This window comes from Pseudomonas syringae group sp. 26L6, from assembly GCF_032587815.1.
In the GTDB taxonomy this organism is placed as follows: domain Bacteria; phylum Pseudomonadota; class Gammaproteobacteria; order Pseudomonadales; family Pseudomonadaceae; genus Aquipseudomonas; species Aquipseudomonas amygdali.
This window is the reverse complement of record NZ_JAWHPJ010000053.1, coordinates 239,757-265,108: the sequence shown is the minus strand read 5'-3', so window position 1 is coordinate 265,108 and position 25,352 is coordinate 239,757. Positions and strand designations below refer to the sequence as shown.

At 58.4% G+C, this 25,352-nt stretch carries 15 protein-coding genes; 4 read left to right on the top strand and 11 right to left on the bottom strand.

Features of this window, described 5'->3' with window-relative positions:
* The first annotated feature begins 141 nt into the window (after nt 1–141).
* A complete protein-coding gene (locus tag RYA97_RS21435; protein ID WP_005778381.1) occupies nt 142–6,111 on the top strand; it encodes an NEL-type E3 ubiquitin ligase domain-containing protein in 5,970 nt (1,989 codons plus the stop codon).
* A 57-nt stretch (nt 6,112–6,168) separates the two neighbouring features.
* Here RYA97_RS21435 and RYA97_RS21430 read toward each other — a convergent pair whose 3' ends face one another.
* The gene (locus RYA97_RS21430) at nt 6,169–6,915 is read right to left on the bottom strand and encodes a tellurite resistance TerB family protein (RefSeq protein ID WP_005743394.1); all 747 of its coding nucleotides are present in this window, start codon (nt 6,913–6,915) and stop codon (nt 6,169–6,171) included.
* Between the two features lie 288 nt (nt 6,916–7,203).
* Here RYA97_RS21430 and RYA97_RS21425 point away from each other — a divergent pair, with 288 nt between their 5' ends.
* Nucleotides 7,204–9,291: a PAS domain-containing sensor histidine kinase gene (locus RYA97_RS21425; RefSeq protein ID WP_016980984.1), complete on the top strand. Its 2,088-nt coding sequence runs from the start codon at nt 7,204–7,206 to the stop codon at nt 9,289–9,291.
* A gap of 59 nt (nt 9,292–9,350) precedes the next feature.
* Here the strand turns inward: RYA97_RS21425 and RYA97_RS21420 are convergent, their stop codons facing one another.
* The 3 genes from RYA97_RS21420 to RYA97_RS21410 form a co-directional block, all read right to left on the bottom strand.
* Nucleotides 9,351–10,457, bottom strand: a complete 1,107-nt coding sequence (locus RYA97_RS21420) for an NADH:flavin oxidoreductase/NADH oxidase (RefSeq protein WP_004656368.1) — start codon at nt 10,455–10,457, stop codon at nt 9,351–9,353.
* Nucleotides 10,458–10,570: 113 nt separating this feature from the next.
* Nucleotides 10,571–12,286 (bottom strand): single-stranded-DNA-specific exonuclease RecJ, encoded by a 1,716-nt coding sequence (gene recJ / locus RYA97_RS21415; protein WP_010201542.1) that lies wholly within the window; start codon nt 12,284–12,286, stop codon nt 10,571–10,573.
* A gap of 62 nt (nt 12,287–12,348) precedes the next feature.
* Entirely contained in the window at nt 12,349–12,891 is a 543-nt protein-coding gene (locus RYA97_RS21410; protein ID WP_002554774.1) for a YaeQ family protein, read from the bottom strand.
* Between the two features lie 333 nt (nt 12,892–13,224).
* On the opposite strand from RYA97_RS21410, the gene RYA97_RS21405 reads away from it, so the two are divergent.
* Nucleotides 13,225–14,064 carry a TIGR02285 family protein gene (locus RYA97_RS21405; protein ID WP_032637608.1) on the top strand — a complete coding sequence of 280 codons (840 nt, stop codon included), beginning with the start codon at nt 13,225–13,227 and terminating at the stop codon, nt 14,062–14,064.
* A gap of 182 nt (nt 14,065–14,246) precedes the next feature.
* Here RYA97_RS21405 and RYA97_RS21400 read toward each other — a convergent pair whose 3' ends face one another.
* Nucleotides 14,247–14,543, bottom strand: coding sequence for a DUF3509 domain-containing protein (locus RYA97_RS21400; protein ID WP_004656356.1), 297 nt, complete (start codon nt 14,541–14,543; stop codon nt 14,247–14,249).
* Nucleotides 14,544–14,830: 287 nt separating this feature from the next.
* Here RYA97_RS21400 and RYA97_RS21395 point away from each other — a divergent pair, with 287 nt between their 5' ends.
* Nucleotides 14,831–15,493 carry a response regulator transcription factor gene (locus RYA97_RS21395; protein WP_010201545.1) on the top strand — a complete coding sequence of 221 codons (663 nt, stop codon included), beginning with the start codon at nt 14,831–14,833 and terminating at the stop codon, nt 15,491–15,493.
* On the opposite strand, the gene RYA97_RS21390 is transcribed toward RYA97_RS21395, so the two are convergent.
* From RYA97_RS21390 to xerD, 6 genes are all read right to left on the bottom strand, one after another.
* The gene (locus RYA97_RS21390; RefSeq protein ID WP_230848561.1) at nt 15,466–16,695 is read right to left on the bottom strand and encodes an EAL domain-containing protein; all 1,230 of its coding nucleotides are present in this window, start codon (nt 16,693–16,695) and stop codon (nt 15,466–15,468) included. The genes RYA97_RS21395 and RYA97_RS21390 overlap by 28 nt on opposite strands.
* Nucleotides 16,696–16,867: 172 nt before the next feature.
* On the bottom strand, nt 16,868–20,425 hold the full coding sequence (locus tag RYA97_RS21385) for an ATP-binding protein (RefSeq protein WP_005778365.1): 3,558 nt from the start codon (nt 20,423–20,425) through the stop codon (nt 16,868–16,870).
* A gap of 182 nt (nt 20,426–20,607) precedes the next feature.
* Nucleotides 20,608–22,017 (bottom strand): threonine synthase, encoded by a 1,410-nt coding sequence (thrC, locus tag RYA97_RS21380; RefSeq protein ID WP_010201549.1) that lies wholly within the window; start codon nt 22,015–22,017, stop codon nt 20,608–20,610.
* A 98-nt stretch (nt 22,018–22,115) separates the two neighbouring features.
* Nucleotides 22,116–23,420 carry a homoserine dehydrogenase gene (locus RYA97_RS21375; protein WP_005743381.1) on the bottom strand — a complete coding sequence of 435 codons (1,305 nt, stop codon included), beginning with the start codon at nt 23,418–23,420 and terminating at the stop codon, nt 22,116–22,118.
* A 145-nt stretch (nt 23,421–23,565) separates the two neighbouring features.
* On the bottom strand, nt 23,566–24,306 hold the full coding sequence (gene dsbC, locus RYA97_RS21370; protein WP_002552526.1) for a bifunctional protein-disulfide isomerase/oxidoreductase DsbC: 741 nt from the start codon (nt 24,304–24,306) through the stop codon (nt 23,566–23,568).
* A 145-nt stretch (nt 24,307–24,451) separates the two neighbouring features.
* Entirely contained in the window at nt 24,452–25,348 is an 897-nt protein-coding gene (xerD, locus tag RYA97_RS21365; RefSeq protein WP_005778358.1) for a site-specific tyrosine recombinase XerD, read from the bottom strand.
* Nucleotides 25,349–25,352 lie beyond the last annotated feature (4 nt).

Genomic DNA, 25,352 nt, shown 5'->3' with positions numbered 1-25,352 from the left:
TCCTGCCTTCTTGTCGGCACTTGTCACCACTACTTGAACACAACACGTCAGGAACCTGTGCAGCCGATAAATAGTTAGCACTTGCCGGCCTGACCTCAAACGTAAGCTTTGTCGCCTGCTCACTCACGACAAGGCACTTCAATGCTGGACCAAACTTCGCCGGGCAAGGCACCTGCCGCCCCGCATGTGCAACTTATAAAAGATAAATCACCCCGATGGCTGCTTGACGCAGAACCGTCAACCCATGCAACTCTGCGCAAAACCTCCGGACGCCTCTTGCAATGGCTGACGAGCGCGCGCACGTCCAGCCTGGAGCAAGTCGATAAACTTCAGCAGCTCTATGCCGAGCATCGCCAGAATGAACAAAAGGTTCGTCCGACGCTTGATCGCCTCTCGACACTGGAAGACTTCGCGACCCCTCTTCTGACGGCGGCGATCAAGGACCGCTTCGGTCTGGACGTCGACGTCGCCCGGACCTGGCTGTTTCACGCCAGCCGGGCCAAGGTCGACCAGTCGTTCCTGGCGGCATCCCGAGACCCCATCACTCAAGCCAACATTGCCTTGAGGGCCGCCTGTCAGAGCCTGCTCAAGGCTGCGCTGCAGAATTTCGAAAAGTGGGAAACCGCGCCTGGCGCGATGGATTCGGACTCGGGCATAGAGGCTCAGGTGTTTTCCGCCTTTGAAATCATCGGTCAACAGATCGCCGGCCAGTCCTTGCCGATATCTGCGACCGGGTTCGCAGCGATGTGCCGCGAGCTGGACCTGGGCGGTAAATACCAGACCCACCTGGAGTCCGTCTTCAATGCACCTTCGACACCGGAAGAAACGGCGGACGCTGCGGCATCCAGGCTGCGCAAGGACTTCCTGAAACTTCAGTCATCGTCCATCCGGCTTCAACTGCAGATTGCCTCCCTGCAGGAACTTGTCAGCCCGCCATTGCAGGGCGCGTTACTGGATATTCTCGACGGCAAGCAAAACGTCCGGCTTGATAACAGGCCAGTCAACTGCAGCGTGCTGTGCCTGGGGGATGTCGAACTTGACGGCCCGTTCGTTATTGGCAAAGACCGCGACATGGCAACTCAGGCAGAAAAAATTGTCGTCTATATTCCAGACGATCCGGTTGCGCCATTGAAGGAATACGACTCGGTCGAGGCGTTTATAAACTCGTTGCGCGACCGGATGTTCATCGATGGATATCTGAATTTTTTCATGCGTTTCATACCGGCGCGCCATCGAAGTGCCTTGTTTGAAAAGCTGTCCGAGCGTCTGCACCCCAAAGTCAAGAAAGGGGGGTTCTTCGAGCGCCAGTGGCTGGAACGTGAAGCGGACCGAAACGCCCGGCTGGACCTGAGAGAGACTCCTCTGCAAGGCCCCTTGCCGGAGGCCCTGTACGATCGCAAACGTGCAGCGTTGAAGGACAATGCGCTGTTTCATGGCGTGCCAACGGCGGCGCAGGACCAGAAAACTGTCGACGAGCGTGTGCAGTACTTTAAGGACAAAGCCTTCGACGTCTTGAACATCGCCGCTTTTGTCGTTCCGGTATTGGGCGAAGTGATGATGGCCGTCACAGCCATTCAGTTGGCCCATGAAGTCTATGAGGGCATAGAAAGCTGGGCCAAGGACGAAAAACAGCAGGCGCTCGCCTACCTGTTCGACGTGGTGGAGAATATTGCCCTGATGTCGGCCCTTGGCGCTGCGGCGACGGGCTCAGCAGGCATACCTGCGATACAGGTGCCCGAGTTCGTAAACGGCCTCAAACCCGTGGAATTACCGAGTGGAATGACTCGTCTCTGGAAACCGGACCTGACACCCTTTAGCCATGACATCGTGCTGCCAAAGGGTCTGCTGCCCAACGCCACAGGCCTGTATACATGGCAAGGCAAGCAGTGGCTGCCACTTGAAGGACGCACCTATTCGGTGAGCCCTGCCCCGACCGGCGATGGTTATTTGATGGAGCACCCAAGCCGTCCGGACAGCTACCAGCCCGCCTTGCGCCACAACGGTGCTGGGGCCTGGTTGCATGAGCTTGATCGCCCGCTGGAGATGGAAGGCCTGACGTTGTTCCGACGGCTGGGATATTCCAGCGAAGCGTTCCCCGACAGCGCAGCCAGACGCATCATAAAAGTCAGCAACACACCTGAATCCGTGATGCGCCAGGCACTGGCCGAGCAGCGCCGCCCACCCGCATTGCTTGAAGACACAGCGCACCGCTTCAGGCTGGACCAGGAAATCGATCGTTTCATAGAGCAGATGGAAGCCAACGATGCAGACGCAGCAGCGCCTCTTCAACTTGAACTGCTGAGCCAAGACTCTGGCTGGCCGAACAATCGCGCGCTGGTGCTGGTGGATGCCCAAGGCAATACACTCCAGAAATTCGTCGCGGCGCAGCAGTCTGGCGCTGCTGCCCCCCTCGACATCCATATTCGTGCCGATCAGCCAGATGCCCTGCGCCAGGTCCTGGAAAAACTGAACAACATCGAAATCCGGACTCTGCTCAACGAAGAGTTCGGTGCGGGTCAGCCGGGCATCGCACCGCGGCTGATCGCTTTACGCGCACAATTGGTGGCGCGTGCCCGGACAACCAAAGCCTGGTTGTTCGAATCACGTTACCGCGCCCTGAAAGTCGCTGATACGGACGGCGCGCAAACCCTCCAGCAGGCGTTTTCCGGCCTGCCGCCGCTGATTGTCGAGGAATTGGCCAGCCACGCCTCGCCAGCCGAGCGGATACAACTCACTACAGAGCGCCGCGTACCCTTACGCATGGCCGAAGAAGCCAGTGCCTATTTGCAGCAAGTACGGCTGGCACGAGCCTATGAGGGCCTTTACCTGACCTCGGTATCCAGCGCAGATACCGATTGCCTTGCCCTGCACAGCCTTGAAGCCCTTGCGCAATGGCCTTCTCAGGTCAGGCTGGAGGTGCACAATCGCTTCTTTGGCGGCCAACTGCTCGACAGTATCGGGGCTCAGGAGGCTCCCGTTCGCAAGGTGCTGATCAAAGATGGCAATCGTTATGAGACACGTGACGCTGAAGATCAGCACCTGCACGGGCTGGACGATCTGTATTCATCCGTACTTCACGCCCTGCCCGATGCCGAGCGCAGCCAATTGGGTTTTGCCCATACCGGCCAGGGGCAGGCGCTGGAGGCTCTGCTTCAGGAAAACCCTCTGCCTCGCCAGACTCTCGCGCCACTGCTGAAAATGCAGGCGCTCAAACCCGGCTCCAAGTCTCCCATGCGTCTGGCCGATGGGCGCCTTGGTTATCCCTTGAGCGGTAACGGCAGAACCGACTGGCATATGACCGATGAAAGTCTGCTGGACAAGATCCGTTTGCTGGAACTGGAAGACGCGTTCCCCGAAGACATTCTCAGCCGCCTGCGCCACACAGGCAGGGATAATCGGGCTATCGATGAACGACTCAACAGCCTGCTGGGCGAGCAAATGATGCTGCGGGAAAGTCTTGACGCCTGGACCTTTGAAGTCGTGGCAATGCCCCCCATGAGTCAGGCGCATATCGATAGCCGGGCACGTATCAGCGAGGCGATCTGGAACCACTGGCGCATCAATAACCTGCCTGAAATCGGACGAACGCTTGAGCCACTGTACCTGCAGCAGGTATCCCTGACTGACTTCCCACGACACCTGCCAGATTTTGTATACGCGCGGGTGAGCGGACTCTATCTGGAGAATATCTCGATCGAACCCCGAGCGCGCCCAGGCGCAGAGCTTTCAACACCGGTAGCCACGGATCTGCCCAGACAGTTGACCAACAGCTTCGAACTTGGACACTTTCTGCAACGCTTCCCCCACACGCGCTCACTCATTCTGGTCGGCGAACCCGGCGCCGGTACGGATCCGCAGATATCGGCCTTCCTCAACCTGCCCCAGCAAGTGTCCAGTGTGCTGCCGCAACTTACTGAACTGGGACTGATAAACCAGAGCATTTTTCTGGATCAGGCGCAGATGGAGCACTTGCGCGATATGCCTGATCTCAGGTCGCTTAACCTCAGCGGCAACCGGCTGGTCAGCTTGCTGCCGATGGACCTTGGCTGGCTGCATCTTGACCGGTTGATACTGGAACGAGTCGGCATGCACCGCTGGCCTTCCTGGCTGACGGACATAATCCCGAACAATATTCGTGAGCTTTCGGTGGCTCATAACAACCTGACCGAACTGCCGGACTGGATCCTCGACAATCCCCTTAACCCCGAGCATCAGACCCTGATCGATTTGCGCGGCAACAGCCTGTCCAGGCATACGGTGATGCACGCACGCATCAATGAGGCTGTACCCGACTGTTCGTTTCGCTTCCTGATAGACACGCCGCTCGCTGTGCAAGCCGCTATAAACATGCAATTGCGCGAAGGTGCCGAATTATCTGCCGCGCTTGATCAGTGGACACATGCCTCAAATTCGCTGGCCATTACGAGTGAACGGACCATCGAAGCCCGCCGCGAGATCGGCAGGATACTGACTGATCACTGGCGAGCGTTCAGCCTGGGGCAAATCCACCGTCCACTGCGCCTGGAAAACCTTTCGCTGGCCGACTTTCCCCGCCAGCTGCCGGAGTTTTTCTATCGTCAGATACGCTATCTGCACCTGAGCAGAGTCACGGCCACGGGATCTGATCTGGACCAGCTGCTGCGCCGTATGACTGATCTGAGCTCACTGGTAATGAACAGGCATGTCGCACCGCTGCTGCAATTGCCTCCGGCGCTGCTTGAGCTTCCATCACTTCGTTCGCTATTGCTGATTGATCAGGGAATGGTCATCGAGCAAAAGCACATCGATTTCTTCAGCCGCATTCCGACGCTTGCAAGGCTGGAACTGGATGGCAACCGGATGGGTGCGATCAGCGATCTGTCTGCCCTTAACAATACCGCGCTCAACTGGCTATCACTCAATAACGTCGGATTAACCGAATGGCCGACCTGGGTGGATGACATGATTCCAGCACATCTGGGGACGCTCCTGCTGGAGGGCAATCTGATTACTGACTTGCCGGAGCATATTCTGGCCAATCCCGGCAGCGAATCTGCGCACACGGAAATAAGTTTGCTGAACAACCCGCTTTCCGAAGACAGCATGCGTCGAGCACATTTTTCAGAACGTTATGGACGCTCTTTCACCTTTGACATGGACCTGCCACCCGAACTCACAGCGATGGACTGGACGGAGCAGCATGATTCGGACTCATCGATATCAGACTACGAGTCAGAAGACAGTCGGGCATCGACTCCAGAGCCAGTGACTGCCGACCCCTGGCTGGACGACAGCAACCCGCTCAGCGCCACGCGGCGTGCGCTCTGGGAGCAACTGGAGATCAGCGACCACAACCGAAGGCTATTGGACCTGATCGGTTCGCTGCGCCACAGTGCCGACTATCGCAATACCGCCAGCCGGGCAGCACTGCAGGAACGCGTCTGGCGAGTACTCGGCGCGGTGAGTCAGGACCCTCAACTGGGAATGACCCTGAGTGCTATCGCCGAAGAACCACTCAGGCTGTTCCGTGACAACAACACTTGCCCGGACGGCATCCTGCTGGAGTTCAACCAGATGGAGGTGATGGTGTTCATTCGTCAGTCACTGCACGATGTTGTGCCGGAGCAGCGAGGTGCATTGCTGTACAGGCTGACAACCCGGCTTTATCGCCTGTCCGAACTGGATGCTGCTGCCCGAGAGCAGACCGGGGGCCGCGATGAAGCTGAAGTTCGTCTGGCGTATCGCATACACTGGGCAAGCGCGCTGGACCTGCCCGTACCACCGGAAGGCATGTTGTATCAGGCCCACGCCGCCATCAGGCCGGGTGAGTTCGAGACAGCCCTGCTTCGCGTGCAGTCCGGAGAACAAGGCGAACCATTCCTGCGCTTCGCCGAGCAGCAGGATTACTGGATCAACTATCTGCGCGAAACCCATGCCGGACGGTTCGATGCACTCGAACATCTTTACAGGACTGACCTGACCCGACTCACCGACGAATTCGAACAGCGCAACATCAGCCTGGACAATCCGGAATACGAAAGACGCATTCGGGAATTCGAAGCCAGCTTCAAGGCACAGCAAACAGTGCTGATAAGGGAGCTGACCAACGCCGAGGGGCTGGAGCATCATTGATGGCATGGGTCGCCTGACGCAAAGTGCGCCAGGCGGCCCGGCAGCGGACGTGGCAGCTTACTCGGCGCCCCGCACCTGTGCTTCCAGTTCGGCCTTGAGACCGGGCTCCAGTTTCAACTGCCGCGCCAGCTCATCGAGATAGGCGCGCTCCATGAAATGCTCTTCATCCACCAGCATGACACTGGCGATATACATTTCTGCTGCCATTTCAGGCGTGGTCGCAGCGCGAGCCACTTCTACCGGGTCCAGCGGTTTGTTCAGCTCGGCCTGAAGCCATTGCTGAAGCGCCTGATCGCTGTTCAATTTGCTGAACTCGCCCTCGATCAGTTCTCGCTCACGCTCATCTACATGACCATCGGCTTTTGCAGCGGCGACCAATGCACGCAGGATAGCCTGGCTGTGCTGCTCGGCTTCAGCCTCGGGCAAGCGATCAATGGTTTGCGGCTCACGCTGACCGACGAGGCCCTGACTGGACTGCCAGTTGTTATAGGCCTTATAGGCCAGTACGCCCAATGCCGCCAAGCCTCCGTAAGTCAGCACCTTACCGCCCATACCGCGCGAGCGTTTGCCGCGCAGAAGGCTCATGGCACCTGCAGCCAGCGCACCGCCACCGGCGCCGGACAGCAGACCGCCAAGACCGCTCTGAGAAGTCCCTTGGCCTTTACCGCCGCCGAGCAGACTGCCCAGACCATTGATCAATGAGTCGCTGCCCGAAGACTGCTTGGCGGATTTGCCGTTAGCCTTGTCCTGCAACATGCTTTGTCCGGATTTGAGCAACTGATCGAGTAAGCCACGCGTATTCACAGAAAGCCTCCTACAAGGTTTGTCAGATGAGTGATTGACCAACAAGTTGACAGGAAGTCACTGACTCAAGATTACCGGTGTGCTTCCGAATGTTACGATTCCCGGCCAGCCCCATTCATCCAATCATTCCCGATATCAGCGAAACACGTGCAACGCGCGGCTCTGATAAGGGGTCAATATCAGGGCAGCCGGTACGAAAAGCAGTTAAAAAGACTGCTCGTCCAGATCGATCAACCTTAAGTACACCCCTATGAACGCAAGACGCATGCCGTCAGGAGCTTGCCTGAAGTGATATCGCCCACTGGTTTCCCGACAGCTAACGGCACGGCTGCCGGGATTATCCGATCAAAGGACTGGAGCCAGACACCACTCGGCCCCATCGAGCATTGGCCGGTATCGCTGAAAAACACCCTGAATCTGATTCTGAATTCGCCGGAATCGATGTATCTGCTCTGGGGACCGGAGCTGGTGTTTTTCCATAATGATGCTTATACCCCCATCCTCGGCCCGCGTAAGGATAACGCCATCGGCGCACTTATTCCGGACCTCTGGGCTGATGTGTGGGATCAGGTCGCGCCACTGGTCATTGATGCATACGCCGGCAAGCCCTGCCATTACAAGGACATGCCACTGAGCATGGCGCGCTATGGTGAGGTCGAGCAGACATGGTGGTCATTCTCCTTCTCGCCGGTGATCGACGAGCAAGGGATGATCGTTGGCATGTTTTGCATCACCAACGAAACCACCGAGCATGTTCTCAGTCAGCAAGCGTTGCAGGACAGTGAGCGCGAACGCCTGAAACTGATCGAGGATCTGGTAAATCTGGAACGGCGGCAGACCGCCAGGCTGGCACAGCGGACCCTGGAGCTGGATACATTCTGGGAGATTTCCCCGGATCCGCTGGCGATACTCGATTTCAACGGCATTTTCCTGCGGGTGAACCCGGCCTGGACAGTACTGCTGGGCCACACTGAACAAGAGCTGCTGGGCAGCTCGATCATGAGCCTGCTGCATCCCGATGATGTGCGTAATACCGAGGATGCCCTGAAACACACCATCAATCATGTTTTGCCGCTGTTCGAGAATCGCTACCGGCATGTGGACGGGACCTATCAATGGTTCGGCTGGACCGCTGCGCCAGGCAATGGAATCATTTTTGCGCTGGGCAAGCACCTGACCCACGAGAAAGATCGCATCGAAGCATTGCGTATTGCCGAAGAAGCACTGATTCAAGCGCAGAAAATGGAAGCGGTCGGGCAGTTGACCGGCGGTTTGGCACATGACTTCAACAACCTGCTGATGGGCGTGACCGGCAACATGGAGTTGCTCCTGTCGAGGATCAGACAGGAGCGCTTCACGGAGCTGGATCGCTATATCAATGCAGCACTGGAGGGCTCAAGACGCGCAGCCTCCCTGACGCACCGCCTGCTGGCATTCTCGCGCCGTCAGACACTGGCCCCCAAGGCGACGGATATCGACCTTCTGGTGGCGGGCATGGATGAACTGATCCGGCGTACCGTGGGCCCTGCCATCGATATGCAGGTCATTGCTTCACGAGGGCTGTGGTCGACCCTGGTGGACCCGCATCAGTTGGAAAACTCGCTGCTCAATTTATGTATCAACGCCAAGGACGCCATGCCCGACGGCGGGCAGCTGCTGATTCAGACCGGCAACCGTCATCTGAATGCAGCCGCAGCGGCGAGGTATCAGTTGCCCGCAGGTCGTTACGTGGAGTTATGCGTCAGCGATACAGGCACGGGCATGGACAAAGATGTCATGGCACGGGCCTTCGATCCATTCTTCACCACCAAACCGTTAGGCATGGGGACGGGCTTGGGGCTGTCGATGATTTACGGCTTTGCACGGCAGTCCGGAGGCGGCGTCAACATCACCTCAAACGTTGGAGAGGGCTCGAAAGTCTGCATCCTGCTGCCGATGCATGAAGGTGAGCCTGAAGCGGTGGCACTTGAGGACAGCCCTCTACAAGTACCCGCACCTGGCATCAGCGATGAAACCATTCTGGTCGTTGATGACGAGCCCGCTGTGCGCCAGCTGATTGCCGAGTTGCTTGAAGACCTTGGCTATACCATTTTGCAGGCCGAGCGAGGTGCCGATGCTCTGACCATTCTGCAGTCCAAAGCGGCTATCGACCTGTTGATTACCGACGTCGGTCTGCCAGGCGGCATGAACGGTCGTCAGGTCGCAGACGCCGCCCGGGATGTTCGGCCCGACCTGAAAATACTGTTTGTGACCGGCTATGCTGAAAACGCGGCGCTGGCCCACGATACGCTTGAACCTGGCATGCATGTACTGCCCAAGCCTTTTGCCATAGCCGAACTGATCGGACGCGTCACCGAACTGCTGGAAGGCGAATAAAAATGAGCGCCCTGCGGCGCTCACTTATTGGCTGCTTCCTTGCGTAAATCGAACGGGCATCAATCCCGCAGATCAGACTCATGAATCGGCTGATCCCGGTGTGTGGCGCGTTGGTACTGTGCAGGCCAGGTCGCCAGACGCCCGCCCAGGTCTTCATCGGCACGCAGCGGCCAGTACGGATCACGCAGCAGCTCACGCGCAAGCAGGATGATATCGGCCTGCCCGGTACGCAGAATATGCTCTGCCTGGGCCGGATCAGTAATCATGCCTACCGTCCCTGTAGCGATTTCGGACTCTTTGCGAACCCGTTCGGCAAAACGCGTCTGGTAGCCGGGGCCAACCGGAATTTCTGCGTTGGCTGACGTGCCGCCCGACGACACATCGATCAGGTCGGTACCCAGCGCCTTCAGACGGCGCGCCAACTCTACCGTTTCATCAGCGTTCCAGCCGTCTTCCACCCAGTCGGTGGCGGACACGCGAACGAACAACGGCAGCTCTTCAGGCCACACTGCGCGCACCGCTTCGGTGACTTGCAGCGTCAGGCGAATGCGGTTCTCGAATGAACCACCGTATTGGTCAGTGCGCTGGTTGCTCAATGGCGACAGGAACTGATGCAGCAGATAACCGTGGGCCGCGTGAATTTCTACCACCTTGAAGCCTGCGGTCAGGGCGCGCCGTGCGGAATCGACAAACGCCTTGATCAGTTCCTGAATCTGCGTTTCGCTCAGTTGCACAGGCGCCGTGTGCTGCGGATCAAAAGCAATTGCCGAAGGCCCGACCGGAGTCCAGCCGCCTTCATTGAGGGAAATGCTGCCGTGCTTGCCAAGCCACGGGCGCCAGGTGCTGGCCTTGCGACCGGCGTGCGCCAGCTGGATGCCAGCCACCGCACCCTGAGCATTGATGAAGCGGGTAATGCGTTGCAGCGGCTCGATCTGTTCATCATTCCACAGCCCCAGGTCTTCGGGGGTTATGCGGCCGTCCGGCGTCACAGCCATCGCTTCAGTGATGACCAGGCCGGCGCCGCCAACTGCTCGGCTTCCCAGATGAACCAGATGCCAGTCGTTGGCCAGGCCGTCGACACTGGAATACTGGCACATCGGCGAGACTGCGATACGGTTGCGAAGGGTCAATTGGCGCAGGGTGTAGGGTTCAAGCAGCAGGCTCATGGCAACCTCTCGTAATGAAAAATCAGGTGTCCAGGCCCCGTTCATTCAATGAACAGGTTTTGCAGACAGTCTGTTGTCGACAACCCGGTAGCGAGAGGGGTTCCTGCTGATTGTCAGCGTGGCGCGATGTGCACCACCATCAACTGCACGGTTTCGTTGCCACGAAACTCGTTGAGGTCCAGTTTGTAGGCCAGTTCCACCCAGCGAATGTTGGGGTTGGGCCAGATGTCGCGGTCGACGCCGAACGCAATGCCATCGAGCTTGACGCTGCCGCACTCGGTCTTGAGCACCATCTTCAAGTGACGCTCGCCCACCACCCGCTGTTCAACAAGCTGGAATACGCCGTGGAACAAGGGCTCGGGGAAGTGCTGCCCCCAGGGACCGGCGTTGCGCAGTGCGCGGGCCAGTTCCAGATGGAATTCCTCGACGGCCAGCGAACCGTCAGACAGCAGACGTCCGGTCAGGTCCTGCTCGTCGAGCTGACGACGCACTTCAAGATCGAACGCTTCGGCAAATGCCGGGAAGTTCTCTTCAGGCAGCGAGAGACCTGCCGCCATGGCGTGGCCGCCGAACTTGCTGATCAGATGCGGATGACTGGCCGCCACAGCGTCCAGCGCATCGCGAATGTGAAACCCCGGCACCGAGCGAGCCGAGCCTTTGAGCACGCCCTCCCCGGCACTGGCGAACGCGATGGTAGGTCGGTGGTAGCGCTCCTTGAGGCGCGAGGCCAGGATACCGATGACACCCTGATGCCATTCGGCATCGAACAGGCACAGGCCGAACGGCATGGACTCCAGCGGCAGGTCCTTGAGCTGCGCGAGCGCTTCACGCTGCATGCCCTGCTCAATGGATTTGCGATCCTGGTTCAACTCGTCCAGTTGCACGGCCATTTCTCGCGCCAGTGTCGAGTCGTCGCAGAGCAGGCATTCAATGCCCAGGCTCATATCGTCCAGGCGCCCCGCCGCGTTCAAGCGTGGTCCGAGAATGAACCCCAGGTCAGTGGAGGTGATGCGCGAAGGTTCACGCCGTGCAACCTCAAGAATCGCGCGCAGCCCGGGCCGGGCACGGCCAGCACGAATACGCATCAGGCCTTGGTGCACCAGAATGCGGTTGTTGGCGTCCAGCGGCACGACATCGGCCACGCTGCCCAACGCGACCAAGTCCAGAAGCTCACCCAGGTTGGGCTGGGCACGCTGGTTGCTCTCGAACCAGCCGGTGTCACGCAAACGCGCACGCAAGGCCATCAACACATAGAAAATAACCCCGACACCGGCCAGCGATTTGCTGGGAAAGGTACAGCCTGGCTGGTTGGGGTTGACGATGGCGTCTGCCGCCGGAAGCTCGTGACCCGGCAAATGGTGGTCGGTGACCAGTACCTGCAAGCCTGCCGCCTTGGCAGCGGCCACACCCTCGACGCTCGAAATGCCGTTATCCACGGTGATCAATAGCTGAGGCTCGCGCTGCAACGCCACTTCGACGATTTCCGGCGTCAGGCCATAACCGTACTCAAAGCGGTTAGGCACCAGATAATCGACGTGCGCCGCGCCCAGCAGGCGCAGCCCCAGAACACCCACGGTGCTGGCAGTCGCACCGTCGGCATCGAAATCACCGACAATCAGCATACGCTGACCTTCGCGCAGCGCCGTTACCAGCAGATCTACCGCAGCATCGATTCCCTTGAGTTGCTGATAAGGGATCAACCGCGCCAGGCTTTTGTCCAGCTCGGCCTCGCAGGCCACGCCCCTTGCAGCATAAAGACGAGTGAGCAAGGGCGGCAGGTCGCCGAGAAACGGCAAGGTATCGGGCAATAGACGAGGTTCGATGCGCATGCGGGTCAGCTGATTCTCTTTGCAGTGTCGATGAATGTTTTTTCGATCGGAACCGGCGGCTGTCAGCCGCGTTCGCCCGCAAGCCATTGCAACTGGACTTCATGCTGGCCACGGTCGTCGGTGACGAACACCGTTCCTTCACTGATCATCACATCCCACTTGATGACCCGCGGCATATCCTTGGCCAGCACTTCCAGCACGTCCTGCGGGACGGCGGCAATATTGACGTTTTTCAGGTTCTTGATCGCCGGGATGACCTTGCCTTCCCAAACGCGCAAGCTGCCGTAGGCAAGCAGGCTGGTGCGTTCGGTGCGACGCGAGCACCAGGTCAGGCGGTCGGCATCCGGCTGTCCGACTTCAATCCAGTGCAGAACCCGATCATCCAGGCTTTTTTCCCACAGTGCGGGTTCGTCCACATCAGACAGGCCGCGACCGAACGACAATTGTTCGTTGTACCAGAAGGCATAGGCCAGCAGGCGCACGGTCATGCGTTCTTCAGTTTCCGAAGGATGGCGGGCAATGGTCTGTTTGACGCTCTCATACACTCCGCGATCGAGGTCGGTGAGGTTGAGTTCGAATTTGTAGGTCGTGGACGGCTGGGCCATGAACGGGCTTCTAGAGTCTGGAGGTAAGACGGCAAGTCTAACCGATGCCGGGCCTGTGAACGAACTTGCTCGCGCAGGGGATGCAATTGCTCCTGCTTGCGGGCTATACAAAAATCGATAGCCTGAAACAAAATTCTGATACAGATTGGCTTTATAGACGATCTGCTCCGAGTACCTGGATCCCGGCAAGGGACTGCCGAAGCACCTGAATGTGACGCCACAGGCGCAGCGCCACTCAAAGAGCTGCCACTCTACTCCAGTTTGCTGAATCTTTTTCGAGGATGAAACCAGCGAATGTCCCTTCCTGCCTCGTACTGCACAACGGCTCGATTGATGCTCGCCCTGTCGCTGGCTGCCCTGTCATGCGCCAGCCAGGCAAGGGAGACATTGACCTGGCTGATGCGCGACATACCACCTTCGACGATTTTTTCCGGGGTCATGCGCGGGCAAGGTGCCATTGATCAGCTCATGCCTTTGTTAACTGCGCGAATGCCCGAATACGATCACGTGCTAATGCGCGTCAATCGTGCCAGGGGCCTGCAGATGCTTAACGACGCCACGTCTCTGAGTTGTGATCCCACCATGCTGTGGACTGAGGAGCGAGCCAGAACCCTGCTCTTCTCCATACCGATCGGCGCCATATTCAGCAGCGGCCTGATTGTACGCAAGGAAGACATGTCGACGTTCGAGCCGTATGTCGAGGGCGGAAAAATCGACTTCGCGGCGCTCATGGCCAGCCGGGCGATCAAATTGGGCATAGTCGCCGAACGCAGCTATGGCGAACTGATCGACCATACGCTGCAAGGTGTCGACGAAGATGCGCTGGTGCTCCATTACGGTAACGATGCCACCGGCAGCCTTCTGCAAATGGAACGCCTGGGGCGCCTGCAAGCCTTTATCAGTTTCTGGCCGGAAGCACGCTATCAGGCCATGCAACAAGGTATCAGGCCGGATGAACTGGCCTTCTTGCCGATCAGGGGCAACCCCGCCTACCAATTCGTCTATATCAGTTGCAGCAACTCACCTGAAGGCAAAAAAGCCCTCGCACAGATCAACCGCGAGATGCGTACGTTGCGCGAAAGCAGCCTGATGGGCTTTTACGCGCAGTGGCTGGACCCCGAGCAACGGGCAAGCTACCTGGAAGACGTCAAAGCGCTGTTCGAGAAGAACTGACCACCTAAAAGAAACCCCGGGCAGAGGGGGACCTGCCCGGGGTAAACATGACCATGATGGTCAGTACGCCAACCTTCGATCACCGGAGCACAATGATCAAACCTGACGTAATGGATAGGAGTGCAACGAGCGCGTCAGGTTCCGAACTTGTTGACGCAAGCAAGACGACTGTTTAGCAACTGTTAAGCAAAAGACGGAGTGCCGATAAACGTTCGGCTGATTGCAGCATTACGCATCGCGGCAATGACGCAGGGTTCGATTCGACCTTCGGCGACCATCAAATCCCGGCGCAGGCCGTCTACCACATCGGTGAGCTGACGCTTGTCGCTCAGTTGATCAGCGCCGAATGTACGCTCGATCACACAGACGCCCGCTTTATCCTTAAGAGTCACCAGACGTTCGCCCCGAGTACCCGCCGGGCCAATAGTGGCCTGATAAGGAGCCAGCGCTTCGCTTAGCAGTAAGCTGATATTTTCCATCCGGATCACCACTCAACAGTTTGAATGCAAAGGTGCTAACCAATGACCGTCGGCGACAGCAGAAAGTTCTTTCTATCGCCTGATCACAGCACCGGTCTGTCATTTCGAGCATGCCTGTTGAATGTGACAAGGAAAAAACCGGAGGCCGATGGCGACAGGAAGTGGGCTTGTAGGAAAACTCAACATAATTACGCTACGCCTCCTACAAGGTGCCTATGCTATTGATCACTGCGTTAAACAACCCTGTCGTCTGTAATACCAGTCAGCCTTTTTGATGGAGCCACACCTTGAGCGATTCCACTGATCGCCCGTTGCGCGTCATCGTGGCTGATGACCACCCTATTTTTCTCATCGGCCTGCGTGTCGTACTGGAACAGGACAATCTGGCTACCGTTGTCGCCGAAGCCTGTAATCCGGATGAACTGCTACAGGTACTCGCGCGCCATCCCTGCGATGTGCTGGTGACTGATTTCATGATGCCGGTCGAACTGCAGAACGATGGCTTGCGTCTTGTGCAGCGCATACACCGGGATTTTCCGGCATTGCCGGTGATCGTTGTAACAACACTGAGCAATGCCGGACTTTTTCAGTCCATGCTGGACCTTAACGTGCGGGGCCTGTTGAGCAAGGCCAGTCTTGCCGGAGAACTGCCAGCTGCCATCAGGGGCGTGCAGCGCGGTGAGTTTTTTGTCGCTGATTCCGTGCGCAGGGTGCTGAGGGAAGCCCGTCAGTACGGCCCTGACGCGCTGTTGCCAGCAGAAAAGCTGTCGCCAAGAGAGCTGGAGGTGCTACGCCTGCTCTCGGCGGGTCATACTGTCGGCCAGATCGCTGCGCAGCTCAATCGCAGCAAACAGACTGTCAGCGCACAGAAAGTCGCAGCCATGCGCAAGCTCGGTCTGGCCAACGACGCCGCGCTGTTCATTTATTTGCAGGAAAGCGGCATGTCCTGAGGCCGGCCGTCTGTCAGCATGGCCTGCAGATGAGACTCGCGCTCGGCGGCCCAGCGCACCAACTCTGATGAAGGCATCGGACGCGCAATGAAATAACCCTGAATGGCCGGGTTGCCCAATGCCAGCAGGCTGTGAAAGTCGTCAATCGTTTCGACCCCCTCCACCACTACCGACATGGACAGCCGCTGTGCCATGAGCATGGCTCCAGCCACCACTGCAGACTTGCGCGCATCGTCGGCCATGCCACGTACAAACTCGGTCGGTATCTTCAACTCGCTGAAGGGCAACTGCAGGAGCCTGTCGATGTTCGAAGCGCCCATCCCAAAGTCATCAATAGACAATTTGCAGCCCTGCATGCATAACCTCAACAGGCCCTCCATCTGCCAGGTTTCCGGGCGGGCGGCATCCTGTTCGAGAATCTCCAGGGTCAGCGCAGTTGCCGGCACGCTGTGACGGGTGAGCGCCTGCATGATCTGCCCGGCGAAATCCGCCTGTTGCAGCACTTGCGGGTCGATATTGACCGCAACCGAGAGTACTTCGCCCTGCTCGCGCATGAACTGTGCAGAGAACTGCAGGGCCTGATCCAGCATACGCCAGGTCAACGCAACGGTCAGTTCCTCAGCTTCGATGGCGTCCATGAATCGTCCGGGAGCCAGCAAGCCATGTGTGGGGTGCTGCCAGCGGACCAGCGCCTCGACACCCAGCAACTTGCCCTGCAGATTCACCTTGGGTTGAAAATAGGCAATCCACTGTTCGGCAACAGACGCAACGTCTATGGGCATATTGTCTTTCGGATCAAACAACTCCACGGCAGACAGTGCCCCGAACGCACGCTTTACCGGTGACTGTGGTGCACTCCCGGCACGGCCTGGCCCGTACGCCTCAAGCAGGTCATGGAGTACAGCGGCCGAAGCAGGTTTTTGCACATACCCCAACACTTCCAAGCCTTGGCTGAGCGCCAGCTGCGCAACACCTTCCAGCACGCAGGCAGCTGAACTGCTGACGATGATCAGCGCCCTCGCCAACCCGTTTTCGGCCATAAAGCGGATCAGCTCAAGGCCGTCGGGGCCGTCCATCTGCAGGTCACAGATAGCAATGTCGACAGGACCACGGCTTTGCAGGGAAAGCCTCGCAACCTCAACGCTCTCGGCAGCCAGCACATCGAACACCTGATTGGCGTTGAGCATCTGGTGCAGAGCCATCAGCTGGAAAGGATGGTCTTCGAGAATCAGAACCTTGAGTGAGTGCACGGTCACGCCTACGGGAGTCAGAGCCAGCGGCTCAGGGGAACACTTACTGTAGCTCCTCCCGCACGCATGCCCCATAGGACATGTCCTAAACCCGGTAGCGATTAACGTTTTTTTTCAGCACGCATCAATCGCAAGCCGGTGCAATGTCGGGCACTGCCACCAATTGCAACTCGATATCAGCGCGCAGGCCGGTCATCGCAGCCTCCAGCGCCAGCCAGCGCTCAGGCACACTGGCCACACACTCAAGCCGCACACTTTCATCGAGCGCCGCGCACGCCTTGGCCAACGGCACTGCGTCAACCAGACTCGCCGCGCCCTTGAGCCGATGCAGGCAAGCGCTCAAGGCGTTCCAGTCATTTGCCAGCACCGCAGGCTCCAGCAAGGCGTGTTCATGCCTGAGGTTCTTCCACAACTCGCCCAACAACCGTTGCATCTGTTCCGGGTTGGCCCGGGTCATGTTTTGCAGCGTGCTGATGTCGAACGTCGGCTCACGTACCCGATCCGCCAGCTCCTGGGCCAGACGCGCCAGGGAAAGCGGTTTGATCAGCAGACCGTCCATCCCCGCCTGCTCACACCGTGCAGCCTCGTCACTCATTGCGTTAGCGGTACAGCCAATGACCGGGCAGCGCCGGCGCTGCTCTTTCTCTTCGATCTGTCGAATGGCTTCGGTCAATGCATAACCGCTGATACCCGGCATGTTGCAGTCGGTGATGACCGCATCGAACGGCTCTTCGCACCACCTCGACAGCGCAGCCTTGCCGTCTTCGACAGCCACCACCTGATGACCAAGAAACTCCAGCTGGCGGGTCAACACCAGCCGGTTGGCCGACATGTCATCGACCACCAACAAGCGAAGGCTGCGCGTATCCACAGGTGCATCCGGGACATCGCAGGAGGGCAAAACCGGCTCGCTCACCCTGACCAGCGGCAAATCGATGTTGACCAGCGTACCCTCGCCCGGCGAGCTGTGCAGGCTGATGTCGCCCTTCATCAACTCCACCAGTTGCCGGGTGATGCTCAGTCCCAGCCCGCTCCCGCCGTAATGGGCGGCAGTGTCATCGCTGGCCTGAATGAAGGGCTGGAATATCTGCTGTTGACGCTCTGGCTCGATACCTTCGCCACTGTCCTGGATAGCGATGCGTAGGCGAGATGAGTCATCCAGCGCCACCACCCTCAAGACGACCGACCCTTGCCGGGTGAATTTCAGGGCGTTGCCCAGGACGTTGTGCAGCACCTGACGCAGCCTCAGCGGGTCAAGCCAGTAATCGCCCTGAGCCTGTTCGGAAAATTCCAGCCGCAGTTCCAGGTCCTTTTCCCGGGCCTGCGCTGAAAAAAGCTCGATTACGCCCTCGAAAAGAGCCTGCAAGGATGTGACTGTCAATGACAACTGCATGCCGCCCGCTTCGATTCTGGCCAGATCAAGACTTTCGCCAATCAGTGCCACCAGCTCCGTAGCCGAGCGATGGGCGACCTGCAAGCCTTGCGACGGTGTATGCCCCTTGCGTAAAGCGTGTGCGCATTCCAGCTCCAGCAAACCGATGATTGCACCCATTGGGGTACGGATTTCATGACTCATGCTGGCCAGAAAGACACTCTTCGCCTCGTTGGCCTGAGCGGCCAGACGCATTGCTTCCTGGAGCTGCTGCTCAAGCCGCTTGCGCTCGGTGATATCGACCCAGCCGCCCAGCAACCCCTGCAGCTGTCCGTCGGCGGCGAAGAAAGGGACCGTCCATTGCCAGACGTCCATGCGTTTTCCGGACAGTTCAATGGTGCGGTCGGAAAAGACTGGCTGGTGATTTTCCAGCAAATTGAGGTAGTCGGTATGCATCTGCTCAGCCAATGCACGCGGTATCAGATTGACATCCGTAAGGCGTCGACCATTCATCTGCTCGAAACTGATGCCAAGGCTCTGCTCGTAGCTACGGTTGCAGGAAATCAGTCGTCCCTTGAGATCGCGAACATAAATCGGATTGGGGATACCATCGAACAAGGCGTGTTTGAAGGCCAGTTGGTCATTGAGCTGCCTTTCAGCCTTGAGGCGCTGGCGAATCTGCACCTTGAGGCGACTGCTCCAGACCAGTGACACCAGCCCGGTCAGTAAGGCCAGGGCCAGTACCCAGAATACCCACTGCGGTATCCGCCCCCAGAGCGAAGGCTGAGGCAGTGCCGAGCCCAGCCACTTCAAGCGGATAGAGCGCAACTCGGCCACCGGGAACTCTTCCAGCGCCTTATTCAGAATGCCCAGCAGTTCGGGCTGGGTCTTGATCACCGAAAACCTGTCGGGTGACCATTGGCCATCGACACTGCGGGCGACCTTCAGTTGCCCGGCCGGGAACAGGTAGGCACCTACTTCATTCTGAATGGTCGCGTCGGCAACACCGCTTTCCACCAGGGCTCGTGCCTGGTCGTAGGTGTCCACCAGACGCAGCTGGATCAAGGGGTGCTCGCGCCTGATCAGGTCCTCGAGCGCATGCCGGGCAGGCAGTGCCAGCACTTTACCGGCCAGACTGTCGAGCGATACTCGGGATGAGCGCTCGGAGCGCACCACGAACATCCAGCTGTTGCCTCCGAACGAATAGGTAAAGTCCAGAAACCGCCGACGCTCGGCATTTTCTGCAAGCGAGGTGTTCATCTCGGCAAGACCGGCACGCAGCACTTCAATGCTCTGCTGCGTGGAAGGCACTTCCTGATGGACAAACTGCAACCCGGTCATGCGTGAGATACGGGACAGCACATCTGCGTTCAGCCCCACCCATTGGCCATTCTTGTCTTTGTAGATGTACGGCGGATGCTGTGTGGTGGCGATGGTCACGCTCGGGTGCTTGAGCAGCCAGCGCCGCTCGGCACCGGTAAGGCGAATGCGTTGTCCCTCCACGTCAGCGCCCAGCCCCATCGTCCAGCGGCCGAGCACTTCACGACCGATCGACGGTTCAATACTGTCCAGCGCACGATTGATGAAGGTCAGCAAGCGCTGCTCATCGTCACGCACTGCAAAAGAAAACCCTACCGGAGGCAACCGGCTTTCGAACTTGATCTGCAATCCGAGATAAGGACGCAGGGCGGTGTAGGCCCGGACAATGACTTCGTTGCCGATAAAAGCGTCGACCTCGCCTTGGCTCAAGGCCTCTAGAGCACTGTAGAGGTTAGGCGCGATAATCAGCTCGCTGTCAGGATAAACGCGGTGAGCGACGTCCGAGTCGGCATAGCCATCAAGCAGCACAACCTTCTTGCCGGCCAGGCTTGGCGGCGGGCTCAGATCGTTGCCACGACCGACGACAACAGATCGGTCAGGCATGTATTCGGTTGAGAACGACAGCCCTTTCACGCCCCGCTCAAAGCCATTGGCGCTGGTCAGCAGGTCTATCTTGCCGTCGTGCAATGCCTCGATGGCCTCGTCACGCCTGGCAAACCCGGTCACCTGCACCGGAATGTTCAACTGGTCGCTGACCAACCCCAGATAGTCGGCACTGATGCCCTGATAACGGTTGCGGTCACTGGTGATATCAATCGGCTCGTAGTCGGCAATCGCAATGCCGACCCGAAGTACCTTGCGCTGATCTAGCCATGCACGATCCTGATCTGTGAGGGCCAGATCCGCTGAAGCCACGAAAGGGGCTGTCAGGGTAAACGGCAAGCTTTGCGCCGCATCGGCTGGCCCGACAAAAACCAGCGCCAACAACATGCATGCCATGCGCCATGCGCGGCCTCTCAATGTGCTGTCTGCCTCCCTGACTACGCTTTGCATGCTTGCCTGCTTCACTACAAATGACCCAACTCTATGGTTCGAAAACCAGCGAAGTTTGGCACGTAGAAACAGAAAGGCCCGCCAAGTGGCGGGCCTAAAGTTGTTACACGACGCTTCTGTCAGAGTGGTTTGCCGCGATTGCCATGCTGGCTGACAAATGCCTGTATGGCTTTCAGGTCATTTGGCAGCACAGTGCAGCGCTCGTCACGCTCGAACAAATCAGACAAATGTGCAGGTAGCTCAAGCGCTTTTCCTACACCGGCCTTCTCCACTGCCTCCGGAAACTTGACCGGATGCGCCGTACCCAGAATCACCATCGGCGTGTCCAGGCTGCGACGGCATTCGCGAGCAGCCTTCACCCCGATAGCGGTATGCGGATCAAGCAGTTCGCCGGTGCTGGCAAACACTTCAGCAATGGTCGTGCAGGTGTCCTCGTCGCTGACTGCCAGCGAATCGAACAGTTTGCGGGTTTCGGTCCAGCGCTCTTCTTCGACACTGAAACCGCCGCCCTGCCTGAACGTGCTCATCAACTCGGCAATGGCAGAACCGTTGCGACCGTGCATATCGAACAACAGGCGTTCGAAGTTCGACGACACCATGATGTCCATGGAAGGCGACAACGTAGCGTGCAGGGTTTCCTTGACGTACTGATTGCCGCTCATGAAACGGTGCAGAATATCGTTGCGGTTGGTGGCGACGATCAGTTGATTGACCGGCAGCCCCATGTTGCGTGCCAGGTAACCGGCAAAGATATCGCCGAAGTTGCCGGTCGGAACCGAGAACGATACCGAGCGCGCGGGACCGCCCAACTGCAGCGATGCATGGAAGTAGTAGACGATCTGGGCCATGATTCGCGCCCAGTTGATCGAGTTGACGGCGACCAGACGCGTGCCCTTCAGGAAGCCCTGATCGGCGAAGCTGGCCTTGACCATTTCCTGGCAGTCGTCGAAGTTGCCTTCTACTGCAATGTTGTGGATGTTGTCGCCAAAGATGGTGGTCATCTGCCGGCGCTGGACATCAGATACCCGATTGTTCGGGTGCAGAATGAAAATGTCGACGTTGTCACAGCGACGGCAGCCTTCGATGGCTGCAGAGCCGGTGTCACCCGAGGTAGCGCCGATGATCACCACACGCTCGCCACGCTTGGCCAGCACGTAGTCCAGCAAGCGGCCGAGCAATTGCAGCGCAAAGTCCTTGAACGCCAGGGTAGGACCGTGGAACAGCTCAAGTATCCACTCGTTGCCATTCAACTGACGCAACGGTGCTACCGCACTGTGGGCGAAGACACCGTAGGTCTCTTCAAGAATTTTCTTGAAATCGGCATCCGGGATGCTGCCAGCTACAAAGGGGCGCATCACCCGGAAGGCAAGTTCGTGATACGGCAAACCGGCCCAGGAAGCGATCTCTTCCTGAGTGAAGCGTGGCAGGTTTTCCGGCACATACAGACCGCCGTCGCTGGCCAGACCAGTCAACAGCACATCTTCGAAGTTCAGGGCCGGCGCCTGGCCGCGAGTACTGATATAGCGCATGGGATCAAACCTTTGGTTTGAGCTGAAAGCCTCAAGCTTCAAGCTCAAAACGACTGGCGTCTGACTTTGAGCTTGCAGCTGACGGCTCGCAGCTGATGTTAATTAAGATGTTCTACGCGAATACGAACCACCGGGCCAACCACGTCCTGAAGAGCTTCCAGGGCCTGAATGGCGTCATTGATGCGCTGCTCCACAACACGGTGTGTCAACAGGATCATCGGCACCAGACCATCGTGCTCCTCGACTTCCTTTTGCATGATCGACTCTATATTGATGCCGCGCTCGGACAGGATGCTCGCCACCTGGGCCAGCACGCCTGGGTGATCCTTTGCCTGGATGCGCAGGTAGTAGGCACTTTCACAGGCTTCGATCGGCAGAATCGGGTGCGCGGACAGCGAATCGGGCTGAAAGGCCAGATGCGGCACACGGTTTTCCGGATCGGATGTCATCGCCCGCACCACGTCCACCAGATCGGCCACCACGGAGGACGCCGTAGGCTCCATACCGGCACCGGCACCGTAGAACAGCGTCGAGCCGGACGCATCGCCATTGACCATCACCGCATTCATCACGCCGTTGACGTTGGCAATCAGGCGATCGGCCGGGATCAGCGTCGGGTGTACGCGTAGCTCGATGCCCTGGGCCGTGCTGCGTGCAACGCCCAGGTGCTTGATGCGATAGCCCAGCGCTTCAGCGTAGTTCACGTCGGCGGTGGTCAGTTTGGTGATGCCTTCGGTGTAGGCCTTGTCGAACTGCAACGGGATGCCGAAGGCAATGGAGGCCAGAATGGTCAGCTTGTGCGCTGCATCGATACCCTCAACGTCGAAGGTCGGATCGGCCTCGGCATAACCCAGCGCCTGGGCTTCGGCCAGAACATCCGGGAAGGTACGGCCCTTCTCGCGCATTTCGGTGAGGATGAAGTTTCCAGTGCCGTTGATAATGCCGGCCACCCAATTGATACGGTTTGCCGACAGCCCTTCGCGAATGGCTTTGATGACCGGGATGCCGCCAGCGACAGCTGCTTCAAAAGCAACGATTACGCCCTTTTCACGCGCTTTGGCGAAAATTTCGTTGCCGTGAACCGCGATCAGCGCCTTGTTGGCAGTCACTACGTGCTTGCCATGCTCGATGGCCTTGAGCACCAGATCACGGGCGATGCTGTAGCCACCGATCAATTCAACGACGATGTCGATTTCAGGGTTGGTCGCAACGGCAAACACATCACTGGTAGTAGGCGTACCGGCAATCTGGCAGTTGGGGTTTGGTGTACGAACCGCAATTTGCGCAACTTCGATTCCTCGCCCGGCACGGCGGGCGATCTCCTCGGCGTTACGCTGAAGTACATTGAAAGTACCGCCACCGACAGTACCCAGCCCACATATGCCTACTTTGACCGGTTTCACTGATGAACTCCCCGAAAAACAGCTGATGCTTGATCAGCCGTAAAATCCGCCGCATGTTGCCATGCGGCTACAAATGTGAAGAGGCGCCAAAAACACGGCCTCGTGTAGCGCATGCTCATATGAAGCATGCTGATGTGACAAAGCGTTATTTGGCGCCCATTGCCAGTTTGGCAACCTGAGCAGCAGGCTGATAGCCCGGAATCACCTGACCGTCGGCGAGGACAATCGCCGGGGTGCCGTTGACGCCGATCGACTGACCCAGCTCATATTGCTTGCTCACCGGATTGTCGCACTTGGCGGCCTTGATGTCCTTGCCGTCTACCATGCGGTCCATGGCGCTTTTGCGGTCCTTGGAACACCACACGGCCTGCAACTGCTCGTCACCCGGAGAACCCAGGCCTTGGCGCGGGAATGCCATGTAACGGACTTCAACGCCCATTTTGTTCAACTGCCCGACTTCTTCGTGCAGTTTGTGGCAATACGGGCAGGTAGTGTCGGTGAATACCGTGATGTGCGATTTGGTCTCGCCCACCGCCGGGTAGATCACCATTTCAGAAAGCGGAATGGCGTTGATGGTCTTGGCAATGGCCAGTCGCTCGGTCTTCTCGGTCAGGTTGACCGGCTTGCCGTTCTGCACCTGAAACAGGTAGCCCTGAACCACGAACTGGCCGTCGGCGCTGGCGTAAAGCACGCGACCGCCCTTGAGCTTCACTTCATAAAGGCCATTGAGCGGGCTCGGCGAGATGCTCTCGACCGGCAACTGCAATTCCAGCGAATCGAGGGTCTTGCGGATGGCCTGATCAGGGGCAGCATCAGCCAGGGCAGACATACTGAATGTGCCGGCCAGCAGTAAAGCGGCGGCAGCGAAAATCTGGGGCAAACGCATGGAAACTCCTATGACGACGGGCAGACTGGCGGCGGTCGAAAAAAGGGGCGCCAGCCTTGATATGCGAAACCGGCAAAGCCTACCACATAAGGCTCGCGGGGCCGACTCGGAGCGACGTAAGAAGCTTCGCAAAATACGTCGTGAGTCAACCGCGTGGATGATGCTTGGCATGCATTTCCTGCAACCGCGCCCGTGCCACATGGGTATAAATCTGGGTCGTCGAAAGATCGCTGTGTCCCAGCAACATCTGCACCACCCGCAAGTCAGCACCGTGATTAAGCAGATGGGTGGCGAAGGCATGGCGCAGGGTGTGCGGTGACAGGGATTTGCCGATGCCCGCAACCGTTGCCTGATGCTTGATGCGGTGCCAGAAGGTCTGCCGGGTCATCTGGTCGCCTCGGGTGCTGGGGAACAGTACGTCGCTGGGTTTCCCGCCCAGTAGCTCGTCGCGGGCACCGCGCAGGTAGCGCTCGACCCAGACGATGGCCTCTTCGCCCATAGGCACCAGCCGTTCCTTGCTGCCTTTGCCCATCACCCGCAGTACGCCCTGGCGCAGGTTGACCTGTTCCAGTGTCAGGCTGATCAGTTCGGTCACCCGCAGGCCGCAGGCATATAGCACTTCCAGCATGGCACGGTCACGCTCGCCGATAGCCTCACTCAGGTCGGGTGCTGCCAGCAGCGCTTCGACGTCGGCTTCGGAGAGTGACTTGGGCAATGGCTTGCCCAACTGAGGCATGTCGATCTGCAGGGTGGGATCGACGGAAATCAGCTTTTCGCGCAGCAGGTAGCGGTAGAAGCCACGTGCGCCGGACAGGAAACGCGCCGTGGAGCGCGGTTTGTAGGCATTTTCAACGCGCCACGCAAGATGATCGAGGATGACCTCGCGTCCGGCACTGGGCAGATCAACGTTGCGCTCCTGCAGCCAGCCATTGAACAACGCCAGGTCGCTGCGGTAGGAATCGCGAGTGTTATCGGACAGCCCCTTTTCAAGCCAGAGCGCATCCAGAAACCGGTCAATCAGCGGGTGGTCGATGGCAGCCATTTCA